The sequence below is a fragment of the Pseudonocardia spirodelae genome (assembly GCF_037727765.1).
In the GTDB taxonomy this organism is placed as follows: domain Bacteria; phylum Actinomycetota; class Actinomycetes; order Mycobacteriales; family Pseudonocardiaceae; genus Pseudonocardia; species Pseudonocardia spirodelae.
This window is the reverse complement of record NZ_JBBJUP010000001.1, coordinates 304,630-320,106: the sequence shown is the minus strand read 5'-3', so window position 1 is coordinate 320,106 and position 15,477 is coordinate 304,630. Positions and strand designations below refer to the sequence as shown.

The window sequence follows — 15,477 nt, the reverse complement described above, 5'->3', positions numbered from 1 at the left end:
GGGATGACGGCGGCGGACATCGTCGCGCGGCACGCACGGACCACACCGGACGCTCCGGCGCTGGCCGACCCGCGGACGTCGCGGACCTGGGGCGAGGTCGACGACCGGGTGTCGCGGCTCGCGTCGGTGCTGGCCGCGCAGGGGGTGCGGCGCGGCGACCGGGTCGCGGTGCTCGGGCTCAACTCGGTCGAGCTCGTCGAGAGCTACCTGGCGGTGCTGCGGTGCGGCGCGATCTGCGTGCCGCTGAACTTCCGGCTCACCGCGGGCGAGATCGCCTTCCAGCTCGGGGACTGCACACCCTCCGCGGTGCTGTGCGACGACGGCTTCGCCGGCACCGTCGAGCAGGCCCGGGCCGACGCGCCGTCGGTGCGCTCGGTCGTGCGGCTCGGCGAGGGCCTGGACGCGCTGCTCGCCGAGGCCGGGCCCGGCGACTGGGGCGACGACCTCGTCGCCGACGCCGATCCGGCCTACATCATGTACACCTCGGGGACGACGGGGCGTCCGAAGGGTGCGGTGCTCACCCACCGCAACCTGCTGCTGCACGCGTTCCTGTCGATCACGCACATGGGCACCGCCGGCGACGACCGCGTCTCGCTGTCGGGGGCGCCGCTGTTCCACATCGCCGGGCTCGCCGGGATGCTGCCCGCGCTGATCGCGGGCGGCCGGGTGATCATCCCGCCGTCCGGCGGGTTCGACCCGGTCGCGACGGTGGACACCCTGGAGCGCGAGCGGGTGTCGTCGTGCTTCTTCGTGCCCGCGCAGTGGCAGGCGATCTGCGCCGTCCCGGATCTGGCCGCACGCGACCTGTCCGCGCTGCGCCGGATCTCCTGGGGCGCCGCGCCGGCGTCGACGACGCTGCTCCGCACGATGATCGACACGTTCCCGCAGGCCACCGTGGTGACCGCGTTCGGCCAGACCGAGTGCAGCCCGATCACCTGCCTGCTGCGCGGCGAGGACGCCGTGCGCAAGATCGGCTCGGTCGGGACCCCGATGGTGGGGGTCGAGGTGCGGGTCGTCGACCCGGACATGAACGACGTGCCGCGCGGGGAGGTCGGCGAGATCGTCTACCGCGGCCCGACCGTGATGCGCGAGTACTGGGGACGCCCGGACGCCACCGCCGAGGCGTTCCGCGGCGGCTGGTTCCACTCCGGTGACCTGGTGCGGGAGGACCCCGACGGCTTCTACTACGTCGTCGACCGCGCGAAGGACATGATCATCTCCGGCGGCGAGAACGTCTACTGCGCCGAGGTCGAGGACGTCCTCGCCGCGCACCCGGGCGTCGCCGACGTCGCGGTCATCGGGGTGCCCGACCCGCGCTGGGGCGAGACGCCGCTCGCGGTCGTCGTCCCCGCCGACGAGGCCGCGCCGCCCGACCTGGACGCGATCACCGCCTGGTGCGCCGACCGGCTGGCCCGCTACAAGCGCCCGACCCGGCTGTCGCTGGTCGCGGAGCTGCCGCGCAACCCGTCGGGCAAGGTGCTCAAGACCCGGCTGCGCGAGGAGCACGGCGCCGCGAGCGCCGTCGCGGACCCCGCCGTGTGAGCCGGGCGGAAAGTCGTCGCGGCGCCCGGGGGCGGGCGCCTACCGTCGGTGGGGTGGCCGTCGTCGAGTCCGTGAACACCGGGGTGTCCCGCCCGATCCTCGCCAAGACCGGGGTGTCGGGCATCGACAAGCGCCCGGCCGGCGGGCCGGTCCGGATCGCCGTCCCGGGGCCGGCGGGCAGCGGGCTGGCCGGTGACGTCATCTGCGACGCCGAGCACCACGGCGGGCCCGACCAGGCCGTCTACGCCTACGCGCGCGAGGACCTGGACTCCTTCGCCGCGGAGCTCGGGCCGCTGCGCGGCGGGGTGTTCGGCGAGAACCTGACCACCGCCGGGATCGACGTCTCCGGCGCCGAGCTCGGCGAGCACTGGCGGGTCGGCGACGCGCTGCTGCAGGTCACGGTGCCGCGCATCCCCTGCCGCACCTTCGCCGCCTGGCTGGAGCGCGACGGCTGGGTGAAGCGGTTCACCGCCGCCGCGCGGCCGGGCACCTACCTGCGGGTGCTGGCGGGGGGCGAGGTCCGGGCCGGCGACGCCGTGACCGTCGAGCACCGCCCCGGGCACGGCGTCACCGTCGCGGACACGTTCCGGGCGCTGCTCACCCGGCCCGACCGCCTCCCGGACCTGCTCGCCGCCGGGGACGACCTGCTGCCCGAGCTGCGCGCGAGGATCCTGCGCCGCACCACCCCCGCGACCTGACCCCTCCCCCGCCCTCCACCGGGTCGGGTCGCCCGGGACCGCGGCCGGTCGGTCGCCCGCGCGCGGTTCCCGCGTCCGCGCGCAGCTCCCGCTCCCGCGCGCACGTCCCGCGTCCGCGCGCACGTCCCGCTCCCGCGCGCGCCACAGCACGCGCGGGAGCGCCGTCCGCGCGCGAACGCCCGATCACGTCCGGCGGTCAGCGGGCCGGGACGGGCCGGGCGCTGCCGTAGCGCATGCCCATCGCGTCCCGGACGTCGTCGAGGGTCCGCCCGGCCAGCTCGTTCGCCCGGGCGTTGCCGCGGGCCAGCACGTCGTCGACCAGCCCCGGGTCGCGGGCCAGCTCGGCGCGCCGGGCCCGGTGCCCGGCGAGGTGGTCGTTGACGGCGTCGGCGGTGACCCGCTTGAGCGCCGCGGCACCGTCGAGGGTCTCCGCCAGCTCGGCCGGGTCGCGGCCGAGGCACAGCGCGGCGGTGGCCAGCAGTCCGTACACCCCCGGGCGCCCCTGCGGGTCGACGGTGATGCGCCGCTGCGAGTCGGTGCGCGCCCGCCGGACCAGCGCGACGGTCTCGTCGGCGCTCGCGCCGAGCGCGATCGCGTTGCCCCGCGATTTCGACATCTTCTGCCCGTCGAGGCCCGGCAGCTCCGGGGCGTCGGTGAGCATCGGCTCGGGCGGGGTGAACACCGGGCCGTAGCGCTCGGCGAAGCGGCGGGCCAGCACCCGGGTCAGCTCGACGTGGGGCAGCTGGTCCTTCCCGACCGGGACGAGGTCGGCGCGGCAGGACAGGATGTCCGCGGCCTGGTGCACCGGGTAGGTCAGCAGGAGCCCGGACAGCGCCCGCCCGGACGCCGCGTGCTCGGCCTTCACCGTCGGGTTGCGGTGCAGCTCGGCCTCGGTGACCAGGCTCAGGAACGGCAGCATCAGCTGGTTCAGCGCGGGCACCGCGGAGTGGACGAACACCGTCGTCCGGTCCGGGTCGAGCCCGGCCGCGAGCTGGTCGAGGACGGCGCCGCGGACGTGCTCGGCGAGCCGGTCGGCCACGTCCCGGTCGGTGACGACCTGGTAGTCGGCGAGGATCACGAGCACGTCCACCCCGCAGCGTTGCAGCCGGACGCGTTCGGAGATCGTCCCGGCCAGGTGCCCCAGGTGCAGCGGCCCGGTGGGCCGCTCCCCGGTCAGCACCCGGTGCGCCGACGGGTCGGCGGCGACGGCGGCACGCAGCGCGGGCATGCGGGCGACGGTGGCGGCGAAGGAATCCATGACCAGCTCCTGGGGAGACGGGAGCTGCACGAGTGACACCACGGACCTCCGGGCTGCTCGTGCAGCCCGGGGTGAGGACGACGTGCGTCTACGCGGCTGCGGGGAGCAGCCGCCACCAGCCGGAACGGGAGGTACGCACGGGGGCACCCTACACCCGCTCTATCGACAATCGTTATCGTGACCGGTATGGCCGACCGTCGCGTACCCGTCACGATCCTGTCCGGCTTCCTCGGCGCGGGGAAGACGACGCTGCTCGAGCACCTGCTCGCCAACCGCGAGGGCCGGCGGATCGCCGTCGTCGTCAACGACATGAGCGAGGTCAACATCGACGGCGCGCAGGTACGGCTGCAGCGCGGCCGGGAGAAGCTGGTCGAGCTCACCAACGGCTGCATCTGCTGCACGCTGCGCGAGGACCTGCTGACCACGGTCGGCGAGCTCGCGGCCGAGGGCCGCTACGACCACGTCGTCGTCGAGTCCACCGGGATCTCCGAGCCGATGCCGGTCGCGGCGACGTTCGAGTGGACCTTCGAGGACGGCACCGCGCTGTCGGACGTCGCGCGGCTGGACACGATGACCACGCTGGTCGACGCCGCCACCTTCGAGACGCTGCTGACCACCCAGGACTCCCTCGCCGACCGGGACCTGCAGGCCGCCGAGGGCGACGAGCGCACCCTGTCCGACCTGCTCGCCGACCAGGTCGAGTTCGCCGACCTGCTCGTGCTCAACAAGACCGACCTGGTCACCCCGCACGCGCTGAACCGGATCGAGGCGCTGCTGTCGCGGATGAACCCGGGGGCGCGGATCGTGCGCGCCGTGCGCGGGCGGGTGCCGATCGCCGAGCTGCTCGACACCCGCCGCTACGACCCCGCCGCCGCGTCGGCCACCCCCGGCTGGGCGCAGGAGCTCAACGGCAGCCACACCCCGGAGACCGAGGAGTACGGCATCGCGAGCGTCACCTGGCGCGCGGGCCGCCCGTTCCACCCCGCGCGGCTGCTCGACGCGCTCGGGGACTGGCCGGGCCTGCTGCGCAGCAAGGGCTTCTGCTGGCTGGCGACGCGGCCCGACGTCGCCGGGATGTGGTCGCAGGCCGGGCCGAACATGGCCCTGGACCCGGCGGCGCCGTGGTCGTCGTTCGACGGGCCGCGCGGGCAGGAGATCGTCTTCATCGGCCTCGGCCTGACCCGCGACGACGTCACCTCCCGCCTCGACCCCGCCCTGCTCACCGACGACGAGCTCCTCGCCGGCCCGCAGGCGTGGCTCGGCCTGCCCGACCCGCTGCCGGAGTGGGACACCGGCGACCTGCACACCCACGCCGGTTCCGCGGGGTAACGTCGCGCCGCGTGCCCGACCTGACCCCGGACGAGTTCCGCTCCCTCGGCCATCTGTTCGTCGACGCCGTCGCCGACGCCCGCGCGGGCATCGAGCGCCACCCGGTGCGCGACGCCGTCGCGCCGGGGACGGTGCGGGCCCGCTTCGCCCGGGAGGCGGGCGAGGACCCCGAACCGCTCGCGGCGTTCCCGTCGCTGGTCGAGGCCGTCACCGGGGACGCCGACACGCGCTGGCAGCACCCCGGGTTCCACGCGTTCTTCCCCGCCAACGCCTCGCTGACCTCGCTGCTCGGCGAGCTGCTCTCCGGCGGCGCCGGCGCCCAGGGGATGCTGTGGTCGACCTCGCCGGCGTGCACCGAGGTCGAGCAGGCCGTCACCGACCAGCTGGCGCGCGCGCTCGGGCTCGACGAGACCTTCACCCACGACGGCGGGGGCGGCGGCTCCATCCAGGACTCGGCCTCCTCGGCGGCGCTGGTCGCGCTCACCGCGGCGCTGCACCGGGCCGCGCCGGACCCCGCCACCGGCTGGCGCGCCCGCGGCGTCACCGGGGCCGAGCGGGTCTACGTCACCGCCGAGACGCACTCGTCGCTGGCCAAGGCGGTGCGGGTCGCCGGGCTCGGCGCCGGCGGGCTGCGGAGCGTGGCCTGCTCCCCCGGCACCCGCGCGATGGACCCCGCCGCGCTCGCGGCGATGCTGGCCGACGACGTCGCGGCCGGGCTGGTCCCGGTGCTGGTCTGCGCGACGGTCGGGACGACCTCGACCGGTGCGAGCGACCCGGTCGCCGAGGTCGTCGCCGCGGCGGCGCCGCACGGCGCGTGGGTGCACGTCGACGCCGCCTGGGCCGGGGTCGCGGCGCTGTGCCCGGAACACCGCTGGGTGCTCGGCGGCGTGAACCCCGCGCCGGACGCGGGCGGGGTCGACTCGTTCTGCACCGACGCCCACAAGTGGCTGCTCACCGCGTTCGACGCGTCGCTGCTGTGGGTGCGCGACGCGACGGCCCTGCCCGCCGCGCTGTCGATCACCCCGCCCTACCTGCGCGACGCGCACTCCGACTCCGGCGCCGTCGTCGACTTCCGGGACTGGCAGGTGCCGCTGGGCCGCCGGTTCCGGGCGCTGAAGCTGTGGGCCGTGCTGCACGGCCAGGGGCTGTCCGGGCTGCGCGCGCACCTGCGCGGGCACGTCGCGCTGGCCGCCGAGCTCGCCGAGCGGGTCCGTGCGCACGACGGCCTGGAGCTCGCGTGCGACCCGGTGCTGTCGCTGGTCTGCCTGCGCGCGAGCGCCGGGGACGCCGCGACCACCGCCCTGCTGGAGCGCGCCAACGGCGACGGCCGGGTGCTGCTCACCGGCACCGAGGTCGCCGGGCACCCGGTCGTGCGGGTGGCGTTCGGCGGGGTCGCGACCGGCCCCGAGCACCTGGAGATCCTCTGGGACGTCCTCTCGGCGTGACCCCGACGGCGGCCGGTGACGCCGCCCCACGGTTGGCGCCCGATAGGTCCGGTTGCCTACTGTCCATCCGTTCCGGTCGCGAGCGAGAGGGGCGCCACGATGGGTGAGAGCACACCCGGGACCGATCAGGACGGTCCCGCGGTCCGGCTGAACAAGCCGGTCTTCTACGGCTCCGCGGCCGGCGTGCTGCTGGTCGCGGCGTGGGCGGTGCTCGCCCCCGGCTCCGCCGAGGCCGCCATCGGCGCCGCGGTCGGCGTCATCGCGAGCGGCTTCGGCTGGTTCTACGTCCTCGTCGCGACCGTCGTGCTGGCGTTCGTGCTGTTCCTGGCGTGCTCGCGCTACGGCTCGATCAAGCTCGGGCCCGACCACTCCCGGCCGGACTTCTCGAACCTGTCCTGGGCGTCGATGCTGTTCGCGGCCGGGATCGGCACCGACCTGATGTTCTTCTCCGTCGCCGAGCCGGTCACCCAGTTCGTCGCGCCCCCGGTCGGCGAGCCCGGCACGGTCGCCGCCGCCCGCGAGGCGACGGTGTGGACACTGTTCCACTACGGCCTCACCGGCTGGGGCATGTACGCGCTCATGGGCATCGCGCTGGCCTACTTCGCCTACCGGCGCGAGCTGCCGCTGTCGATCCGCTCGGCGCTCTACCCGCTGATCGGCCGGCGTGTCTTCGGCCGGGTCGGGCACGCCGTCGACCTCGCCGCCGTGCTGGGCACGATCTTCGGTGTCGCGACCTCGCTCGGCATCGCGGTGGTGCTGCTCAACGTCGGCCTGAACGTCGTGTTCGGCGTCCCGCAGGGCCTGGCCGCGCAGGTCGGGCTGGTCGTCGTCGCAGTCGTCATCGCGACGGTGTCCGCGGTGTCCGGGGTGGACAAGGGCATCAAGCGGCTCTCCGAGCTCAACGTCGTCGCCACGCTGGTGCTCGCGCTGTTCGTGCTGGTCACCGGGCGGACGGGGTTCCTGCTGAACGCCATGGTCACCAACCTCGGCGACTACCTGTCGAGCTTCCCGACGCTGACGATGGAGACCTTCGCATTCGAGCAGGCCGACCCGGCGGTCGGCGAGTGGCTCAACCTGTGGACGCTGTTCTTCTGGGCCTGGTGGATCGCCTGGGCCTCGTTCGTCGGGCTGTTCCTGGCCCGGATCTCGCGCGGGCGCACCATCCGCCAGTTCGTGGTCGGCACCCTGGTGATCCCGTTCTTCTACATCCTGTTCTGGATCTCGATCTTCGGCAACGCGGCGCTCGACAGCGTCCGCTCCGGCGACACCGAGCTGGCCGAGGCCGCGCTCGAGTCCCCCGAGGAGGGCTTCTACCAGCTGCTCGCGCAGTACCCGTGGTTCCCGTTCCTGGCCGGGCTGGCGACGCTGACCGGGCTGCTGTTCTACGTGACCTCGGCCGACTCGGGCGCGCTGGTGATGGCCAACCTGAGCTCCTACCGCCGGACCGCCCGCGACGACGCGTCCCCCGCCGTGCGGGTGTTCTGGGCGGCCGCGACCGGGCTGCTCACGCTCGGGATGCTGTTCGTCGGCGGCATCACCACCCTGCAGAACGCGACGGTGGTCATGGGTCTGCCGTTCGCGTTCGTCATGGTGCTGGTGATGCTCGGGCTGTGGAAGGCGCTGCGCGTCGAGCGGCACCGCCTGGAGTCGCGCCGGGCGAGCCTGCCCGCGCTGCTGTCCGGGCGCAGCTCCGGTCGCGACCCGGGGCGTTCCCCGGCCGGCGACGACGCGGGCTCCGGCTGGCGCGAGCGGCTGCGCCGCTCGATGGGCCACGCCGACTCCCGCCGCGCGGACCTGTTCCTGTCCGGGACCGCGACCACGGTGCTGTCCGACGTGGCGGCGGAGCTGCGCGGGCAGGGCGTCGCGGCCCGGGTGCGCCGTTGCAGCGACGAGGCCGCCCCCGAGGTGGAGCCGGGCGAGCAGCGCCCGGACGGCATGGCCCCGCTGGAGCTGGTCGCCGACGTGCACCCGTCGATGCCGTTCGTCTACCGGCTGGTCCCGCGGGTCACCGGGCTGCCGCGCTGGTCCCCCGGACCCGACGGCGACGGAGCCGCCGGTCCCGCGACCGGCCCCGAGCGGGACGGGGCGACGGGCGCCGCGGGCGCCCCGGCGGCGGGCGGCTCCCTGCCGGCCGCGGCGGGCGTGGCCACCGACGAGCCGGCCGACTTCACCGACCACCACCGCGTCGAGGTGCACCTGCAGGGCGGCGGGCAGGGCTACACCGTCCTGGGCTACGGCTACGGCCAGCTCGTCGACGACGTCCTGGACCAGTACGAGCAGCACCTGGAGCTGCTGCGCCTGGAGCGCGAAGCCGCCCCCTGAGCCGTCCCGCTCAGGCGGCCCGCGCGACGATCACGGCGTCCTTGTGCGGCAGGGCGATCATGTCCTGCTCGGTGAAGCCGGCGCGGCGGAACGCGCCGCGGGCGGCGTCGTTGCGCGCGTCGGGCTCGGCGAGCACCCGCGGGCAGCCGGCCGCGGTGAGCGCGGACGCGACCGCGTCCAGCAGCGCGCCGCCGGTCCCCCGGCGGTGCGCGGCGCCGACGCACACGTGCACGCCGACGTCGTGCGGTCCGACGGGGTGCGCGCGGGCCAGCGCGTGGCGCGCCGGCCGGTACAGCTCCAGGTAGGCGAGCGGGCCCGCCGCCGGGTCCGACGTCGACTCGACCAGCACCGCGGCGGTGCCCGAGCCGGGCCCGTGCCCGGCGAGCTCGCGGGCCCAGCGCTCGTCGGACCAGGGCTGGCCGAAGAACCGGACGACCTCGGGGCGCCGCATCCAGGACGCCACGGTGCGCAGGTCCGCGCCGTGCGGCCGGGCCCGGCGCAGGACGAAGCCGCCCGCGCGGTCGGGCACCGGCGGGTCGACGGTCACCGGCTCCGGGAGCGGGGCGAGCGGGTTGGGGGTGCGGTGCCAGGACGCGTGGTGCAGGACCGGCCGGCGCCACAGGTGGGCGGCGGTGAGCCAGTGCTGCAGCAGGGCGCGGGCGCGGCCGGCGGGCGCGGCGTCGCGGGCGGTACGCAGCCGCGCCCGCAACGCGTCGAGGCGCCCCGGCTCGTCGGGGCCGCCGGCCGCGACCAGCGGCAGCAGGCCGCGGAGCAGGAGCCGGTCGGTCAGGTCGGCCGTCACGGCGTCCGCCACGGCGGGATCGGGCGCGTGGGTGGCGCCGGGTGCACCGCCCCCGGCCGGGCGCCCGGCGCGGGCGGCGAACTCGTCGTGCAGCGCCGCCGTCAGCTCGGCGGGGTCCGGCGCGGTGTCGAGCGCACCGTCCCCGGTCGCCAGCGCGATCCGGGAGAACCGGTGCGCGCCGACCGGGGACACCTGCTCCACCTCGGCGACGACGCCCATGCCGACCGCGGGCAGCGGCAGCAGCAGCGGCCCCGGCCCGGGGTCGGCGCCGACGTCGAGCAGGGCGTGGCGCAGGATCCGGGCCCGCTGCGCGTCGGGACCCATCAGGTCAGGTACCCGCCCATCCGGGCGAAGTACTCACCGGCGACGTGCTCGACGCCCTCCTCGTCCTTGACCCGTTGCAGGACCAGCCCGTACTGCCCGCCGCGCCAGGCGTCCGGCCCGGCGACGACGACCACCCCGGTCCCCTCCCGGGCGAAGATCCGCCCGGCGGTGCCGCCGCAGCGCTCGCGCGACACGGTCGCCCGCAGCACCCGCAGGCGTCGTCCCTCGTGCAGGCACCACGCGTTCGGGTACGGCCCGGTCTGCGCGCGCACCAGGTTCACCAGGTCCGCCGCCGGCCGCTCCCACGGGATCCGGTTGTCCTCGTCGGCGCGCTTGTGGAAGAACGACGCGTGCGCCGGGTCCTGGGTGAGCCACTCGTGCGGGCCGTGCTCGACCCGGTCGAACGCCTCGACCGCCAGCGGCCCGAACAGCACGACGGTGCGCTCGAACAGGTCCTCGGTGGTGTCGGTGGGCGTCACCGGCACGGTCCGCTGGCAGATGATCGGCCCGCGGTCGAGCTCGGCGTCCATCCAGTGCGCGGTCACCCCGACCTGGCTCTCGCCGTTGATCAGTGCCCAGTTCAGCGGGGAGAACCCGGCGTAGCGCGGCAGCAGCGAGTCGTGGGTGTTCACCGTCCCGCGGGCCGGTGCGGAGAACACCTCGGGCGAGATCCAGGTCCGCCAGTTGCAGGCGATGCCGATCTCGGCGCCCGACTCGCGGATCGCGGCGGCCAGCCCGGCGTCGACGGCCTTCTCCCGGTAGAGGACCGGGATGGCGTGCGCGCGGGCGAGGTCGCCCAGCGACTCGCGGAAGATGACCGGCGACCACTCCCCCTCCTCGGGGTGGCTGACGACGAGCACCACCTCGTGCCGGGACGCCAGCAGGTCGGCGAGCAGACGGGCCCCCCACTTCTGGTAACCGAACAACACGACGCGCACCGGCGGTGGCCTCCTCGGGGAGCGGGCGCTCGGGGGGCGCCGCGGACGGACGGGACGGGCACGGGCGGCGGCGGACGCGCGGGGCGCGCCACACCGTCATGATCGCCCGGCCGTGGTGAGGTTAGCCTCTCTTCATGACCGAGCACAGGGGCACCGGTGACGCAGAGGCGGTCACCGCACGGGAGGTGGTCCGCGGCACGATCCGGTCGTTCCGCGGCCGGGTCGCCGCCGCGACCGTCCTGCTGTGCGGCCACCAGGTGGGCGAGGCACTGGTCCCCGTCCTCGTGGGCGTGGTGATCGACCGCGCGGTCGCGACCGGCGACGCCGGCAGCCTCGTGCTGTGGCTGCTCGTGCTGGCCGCGGACTTCGCGATGCTGTCCTACAGCTACCGGTTCGGCGCCCGCCAGGCCCTGCACGCCGACCTGCACGCCGACGCCGGGCTGCGCACCCGGGTGGCCGCGCGGCTGCTGGACCACCGCGGCGGCGCCGAGGCAGGCCGGCTGCCCGGCTCGATCACCTCGATCGCGGTCGCCGACGCCAAGCGCGTGGCGGTGATGAACTTCTGGATCCCGACGGCGACGGCCGCGGCGGCCGCGCTGGTCGTCGCCGCGGTGGCGCTGCTGCGGATCTCGCTGCCGCTGGGCCTGCTGATCCTGCTCGGCACCCCGCCGCTGCTGTGGCTCATCGGGCGGGTCGGACGGCCCCTGGAGCGGCGCAGCGGCGCCGAGCAGGAGCGCGCGGCGCGGGCCGCGGGCACCGCCGCCGACCTCGTCGCGGGGATCCGGGTCCTCAAGGGGCTGGGCGCCGGACCGGCCGCGGCCGAGCAGTACGCCGCGAGCAGCCGCACCGCGCTGGGCGCGACGCTGCGCGCAACCCGCGCCGAGGCCGGGTTCCTCGGCACCGTGCAGCTCGCCAACGGCCTGTTCCTCGCGGTGATCGCGCTCGTCGGCGGCCTGCTGGCCCTCGACGGGTCGATCACCGTCGGCAACCTGGTCTCCGCGGTCGGGCTGGCGCAGTTCCTCGTCGGCCCGCTGCAGACCCTCGGGCTGGCCGCGGCCCGTGCCGCGCAGGCCCGCGCGTCGGCCGGGCGGATCGCGGAGATCCTCTCCGCGCCGCCCGCCGTCGGACCCGGCTCCGCCGCGGACCAGCGCACCACCCCCGGCGACGGCGGCGGGACCGCGCTCGAGCTCGACGGGCTGCACCACGGCCCGCTCGCGGGCCTGGACCTGCGGGTCCCGGCCGGTCAGCTGCTCGGGGTCGTGGCCGCCGACCCGGCCGCGGCGACCGCGCTCGCGCGCTGCCTGGCCCGCGACGTCGAGCCCGACCGGGGGCGCATCGCGCTCGGCGGCACCGGCGTGGAGACCCTGGCCCCGGCCGGCACCCGGTCGCGGCTGCTGGTCGCCGCGCACGACGCGCACCTGTTCACCGGCACCGTGCACGACAACGTGGTGGCCGCGGCCCCCGGCGCCGACCCGGGGCCCGCGATGGCCGCGGCCCGCGCCGACCAGGCCGCCGAGGCGCTCCCGCAGGGCGCCGACACGCCGGTGACCTCGCGGGGCAGCTCGCTGTCGGGCGGGCAGCGCCAGCGGGTCGCGCTGGCCAGGGCGCTCGCCGCCGACCCCCCGGTGCTGGTGCTGCACGACCCGACCACCGCCGTCGACGCCGTCACCGAGTCCGAGATCGCCGCCCGGCTGCGCGAGCACCGCGCCGGCCGGACGACCCTGCTGCTCACCACCAGCCCCGCGCTGCTCGCCGTGACCGACCGGGTGGTCGTGCTGCGCGGGGGCCGGGTGGCCGCCGACGCGACCCACGCCGCACTGATGACCGAGGACACCGACTACCGCACGGTGGTGACCGGATGAGCACCGAGACCGACACCGACGGGAGCGGCACCCACGGGAGCGGCACCGACGGGACCGCACGACGCCTGCTGCCCGTCGCGAGCGGGCGGCGCACCCGCGCCGTCCTCGGCGAGCTGCTGCGGGGCCGCCGGGGCACCGCGGCCGCCGCGCTGGCCGCGCTCGTCGCCGGGGCCGCGGTCAGCCTGCTGGCCGCGCCGCTGCTGGGCCGCATCGTCGACCTCGCCGCCCGCGGCGGCGCGGACACCGGCGCCGCCGCCCTGACCGGGCCGGTGGCCGCGCTGGCCGGGATCGCCGTCGGCCAGGGGCTGCTCGCGTTCGCCGGCATCGCGCTGATCGCCCGGGTCGGGGAGACGATGCTGGCGCGGCTGCGCGAGCGGTTCGTCTCCCGCGCCCTGCAGCTGCCGCTCGACACCCTGGAGCGGGCCGGGTCCGGCGACCTCACCGCCCGGGTCACCGACGACGTCAAGGTCGTCGGCGAGGCCGTGCGCGAGGCGCTGCCCGAGTTCGCCCGGGCCGCCCTGCTGATCGCCCTCACCCTGGTCGGGCTGGCCGCGCTGGACTGGCGGTTCCTGCTGGGCGCGCTGCTCGCGGTGCCGATCCAGGTGGTCACCGCGCGCTGGTTCCTCGCCCGCTCCGGTCCGCTCTACGCCGAGCAGCGCATCGCCGGCGGCGCCCAGCAGCAGCAGCTGCTCGACACCGCGTCCGGCGTGGCGACGGTGCGGGCGTTCCGGCTCACCGAGGACCACCTCGACCGGGTGCGCGCCCGCGCCGAGGCCGTCGCCGGGATCGGGCGGCGCCTGATCCTGCTGCAGACCCGCTTCTTCGGCCGGCTCAACGCCGGGGAGCTGCTCGGGCTGAGCGGGGTGCTCGTCGCCGGGTTCGTGCTGGTCGGCAACGGCACGACGACGATCGGCACGGCCAGTGCCGCGGCCCTGTACTTCGTCAACCTGTTCACCCCGATCAACATCGTGCTGTTCCAGCTCGACGCCGCGCAGTCGGCCGTCGCGGGACTGCGGCGCATCGTCGGGGTCGCCGAGCTCGACCCGCCGCGCCCGCCCGACGACCCGGCCGAGCCCGCCGACGCCGGCGTCCGGGTCCGCGGGCTGACCCACTCCTACGCCGCGGGCCACCCGGCGCTGTCCGGGGTGGACCTCGACCTCGCGCCGGGCTCGCGGGTCGCGCTGGTCGGCAGCAGCGGGGCGGGCAAGTCCACCCTCGCCAAGCTCGTCGCCGGCATGCACACCCCCGACGCCGGATCGGTCGAGGTCGGCGGGGTGGCGCTGGAGCGCCTGGACCGCAGCACCGGGCGGCCCCCGGTCGTGCTGGTGACCCAGGAGGTGCACGTCTTCGCCGGGCCGCTCGCCGACGACCTGCGCCTGGCCCGCCCCGGCGCCGGCGACGACGAGCTGCGTGCCGCGCTGGCGACGGTGGGCGCCGCGGACTGGGTGGACCGGCTCCCCGACGGGCTCGCCACCGTCGTCGGCGAGACCGGGCACCCGCTGACGGTCGTGCAGTCCCAGCAGCTCGCGCTGGCCCGGCTGGTGCTCGCCGACCCACCGGTGGTGATCCTCGACGAGGCCACCGCCGAGGCGGGCAGCGCGGGTGCCGCCGAGCTGGAGCGGGCCGCGGACGCCGCGCTGGCGGGGCGGACGGCCGTGGTCGTCGCCCACCGGCTCAGCCAGGTCGCCGACGCCGACACCGTCCTGGTGCTGGAGGCCGGACGGACCGCCGAGACCGGGACGCACGCCGAGCTGGTCGCCGCCGGGGGCCGGTTCGCCCGGCTGTGGGAGGCCTGGACGGGGCTGCGGGGAGCACCGGCGCGGCCCTCCGGCAGGTGAGACGACCCTCTACTTGACCATGACGGGAAGTGAGGTGAGCCTCAACTGACTCACACTGCCCGACAGAACAGGATCGCCATGCCCCACGTCCCACCGTCGCGGCGGCTCCGCCCGCTCCTCGCCGCCCTGCTCGGGGTCCTCGTCCTCGCCGGCTGCGGCTCGGCCCCCGCAAGCGGCTCCGGCGACGGGGGCGCCGCGGCCCCGGCGGCGTCCGGCGCCTTCCCGGTCACCGTCGAGCACAAGTACGGGACGACCGAGATCCCCGCCGAGCCGAAGCGGGTCGTCACCCTCGGCTACACCGACCCGGACGCGCTGCTGGCCGTCGGGATCGCGCCGGTGGGCATCGTCGACTGGTTCTCCCAGCCCCCGGCCGGCAACCGGTGGGCCTGGCAGGAGCAGGGCTTCGCGGGCGCGACCCCGGAGGTCGTCGGGGTCCGCGAGGACTACCGGCTGGAGAAGATCGCCGCGCTGGAGCCGGACCTGATCATCGCGTCCTACTCGGGCATGACGAGGGAGCAGTACGACCAGGTCTCGCAGATCGCCCCGACGGTCGCGCAGCCGAAGGGCTTCGAGGACTACACCGCGTCCTGGCAGGTGATGACCCGCCAGATCACGACGGCCGTCGGGCGCGGGCAGCAGGGCGAGGAGCTGATCTCCCGGGTGGAGCGGAAGATCGCCGAGGCGAAGGCCGCGCACCCGCAGTGGGCGGGCCGGACCGCCGTCGCCGTCTCCTACGACACCCCGAACTGGTACGCCTTCGCCGGCGGTGACATCAAGGCCGACCTGCTCGCCCAGCTCGGCTTCCGCGCGCCCGAGGCGATCACCGCCGCGGCGGCCGGGACCAGCGAGGCGCAGCTGAGCCCGGAGCAGGCGAGCCGGTTCGACGTCGACAAGCTGCTGGTGCTCGCCCCGACCGAGGCGGCGAAGGCCGAGATCGAGGCGCGGCCGGAGTTCAGCAGGCTGAACGCCGTCCGGCAGGGCCGCGTGCTGTGGCTGCTCAGCTCCGAGCGGGACCGGCCGGTGCCCGCCGCGCTGAGCTACGGCAGCGTGCTCAGCCTGCCCTACGCCCTCGACGAGGTCGTCCCGCGCCTGGACGCGCTGCCCGCCACGCAGGGCTGA

Annotated in this window: 11 protein-coding genes; 8 read left to right on the top strand and 3 right to left on the bottom strand. The window is 76.2% G+C overall.

Going from position 1 to position 15,477, the window contains the following annotated elements:
- The first annotated feature begins 3 nt into the window (after positions 1–3).
- Both WJX68_RS01410 and WJX68_RS01405 read left to right on the top strand, forming a co-directional pair.
- The gene (locus WJX68_RS01410) at positions 4–1,542 is read left to right on the top strand and encodes a long-chain-fatty-acid--CoA ligase (RefSeq protein ID WP_422785635.1); all 1,539 of its coding nucleotides are present in this window, start codon (positions 4–6) and stop codon (positions 1,540–1,542) included.
- A gap of 53 nt (positions 1,543–1,595) precedes the next feature.
- Positions 1,596–2,240, top strand: coding sequence for an MOSC domain-containing protein (locus WJX68_RS01405; protein WP_340285636.1), 645 nt, complete (start codon positions 1,596–1,598; stop codon positions 2,238–2,240).
- Between the two features lie 196 nt (positions 2,241–2,436).
- Here the strand turns inward: WJX68_RS01405 and trpS are convergent, their stop codons facing one another.
- The gene (trpS, locus tag WJX68_RS01400; RefSeq protein ID WP_340285635.1) at positions 2,437–3,528 is read right to left on the bottom strand and encodes a tryptophan--tRNA ligase; all 1,092 of its coding nucleotides are present in this window, start codon (positions 3,526–3,528) and stop codon (positions 2,437–2,439) included.
- 156 nt (positions 3,529–3,684) lie between these two features.
- Here trpS and WJX68_RS01395 point away from each other — a divergent pair, with 156 nt between their 5' ends.
- The 3 genes from WJX68_RS01395 to betT all read left to right on the top strand — a co-directional run bounded on the left by WJX68_RS01395 (position 3,685) and on the right by betT (position 8,594).
- Entirely contained in the window at positions 3,685–4,827 is a 1,143-nt protein-coding gene (locus tag WJX68_RS01395) for a GTP-binding protein (protein ID WP_340285634.1), read from the top strand.
- Between the two features lie 20 nt (positions 4,828–4,847).
- A complete protein-coding gene (locus tag WJX68_RS01390; protein WP_422785633.1) occupies positions 4,848–6,272 on the top strand; it encodes a pyridoxal phosphate-dependent decarboxylase family protein in 1,425 nt (474 codons plus the stop codon).
- A gap of 99 nt (positions 6,273–6,371) precedes the next feature.
- Positions 6,372–8,594, top strand: a complete 2,223-nt coding sequence (gene betT / locus WJX68_RS01385; RefSeq protein WP_340285632.1) for a choline BCCT transporter BetT — start codon at positions 6,372–6,374, stop codon at positions 8,592–8,594.
- 10 nt (positions 8,595–8,604) lie between these two features.
- On the opposite strand, the gene WJX68_RS01380 is transcribed toward betT, so the two are convergent.
- Together WJX68_RS01380 and WJX68_RS01375 are read right to left on the bottom strand one after the other, a co-directional pair.
- Positions 8,605–9,720, bottom strand: coding sequence for a GNAT family N-acetyltransferase (locus WJX68_RS01380; protein ID WP_340285630.1), 1,116 nt, complete (start codon positions 9,718–9,720; stop codon positions 8,605–8,607).
- Positions 9,720–10,658, bottom strand: coding sequence for a methionyl-tRNA formyltransferase (locus WJX68_RS01375; RefSeq protein ID WP_340285629.1), 939 nt, complete (start codon positions 10,656–10,658; stop codon positions 9,720–9,722). The genes WJX68_RS01380 and WJX68_RS01375 overlap by 1 nt, the downstream gene beginning before the upstream one ends.
- 134 nt (positions 10,659–10,792) lie before the next feature.
- Here WJX68_RS01375 and WJX68_RS01370 point away from each other — a divergent pair, with 134 nt between their 5' ends.
- From WJX68_RS01370 to WJX68_RS01360, 3 genes are all read left to right on the top strand, one after another.
- On the top strand, positions 10,793–12,520 hold the full coding sequence (locus WJX68_RS01370) for an ABC transporter transmembrane domain-containing protein (RefSeq protein ID WP_340285628.1): 1,728 nt from the start codon (positions 10,793–10,795) through the stop codon (positions 12,518–12,520).
- Complete coding sequence (locus tag WJX68_RS01365) at positions 12,517–14,358, top strand: ABC transporter ATP-binding protein (RefSeq protein WP_340285627.1); 1,842 nt, start codon at positions 12,517–12,519, stop codon at positions 14,356–14,358. Before WJX68_RS01370 ends, WJX68_RS01365 begins: the two co-directional genes overlap by 4 nt.
- 78 nt (positions 14,359–14,436) lie before the next feature.
- The gene (locus WJX68_RS01360; protein ID WP_340285626.1) at positions 14,437–15,477 is read left to right on the top strand and encodes an ABC transporter substrate-binding protein; all 1,041 of its coding nucleotides are present in this window, start codon (positions 14,437–14,439) and stop codon (positions 15,475–15,477) included.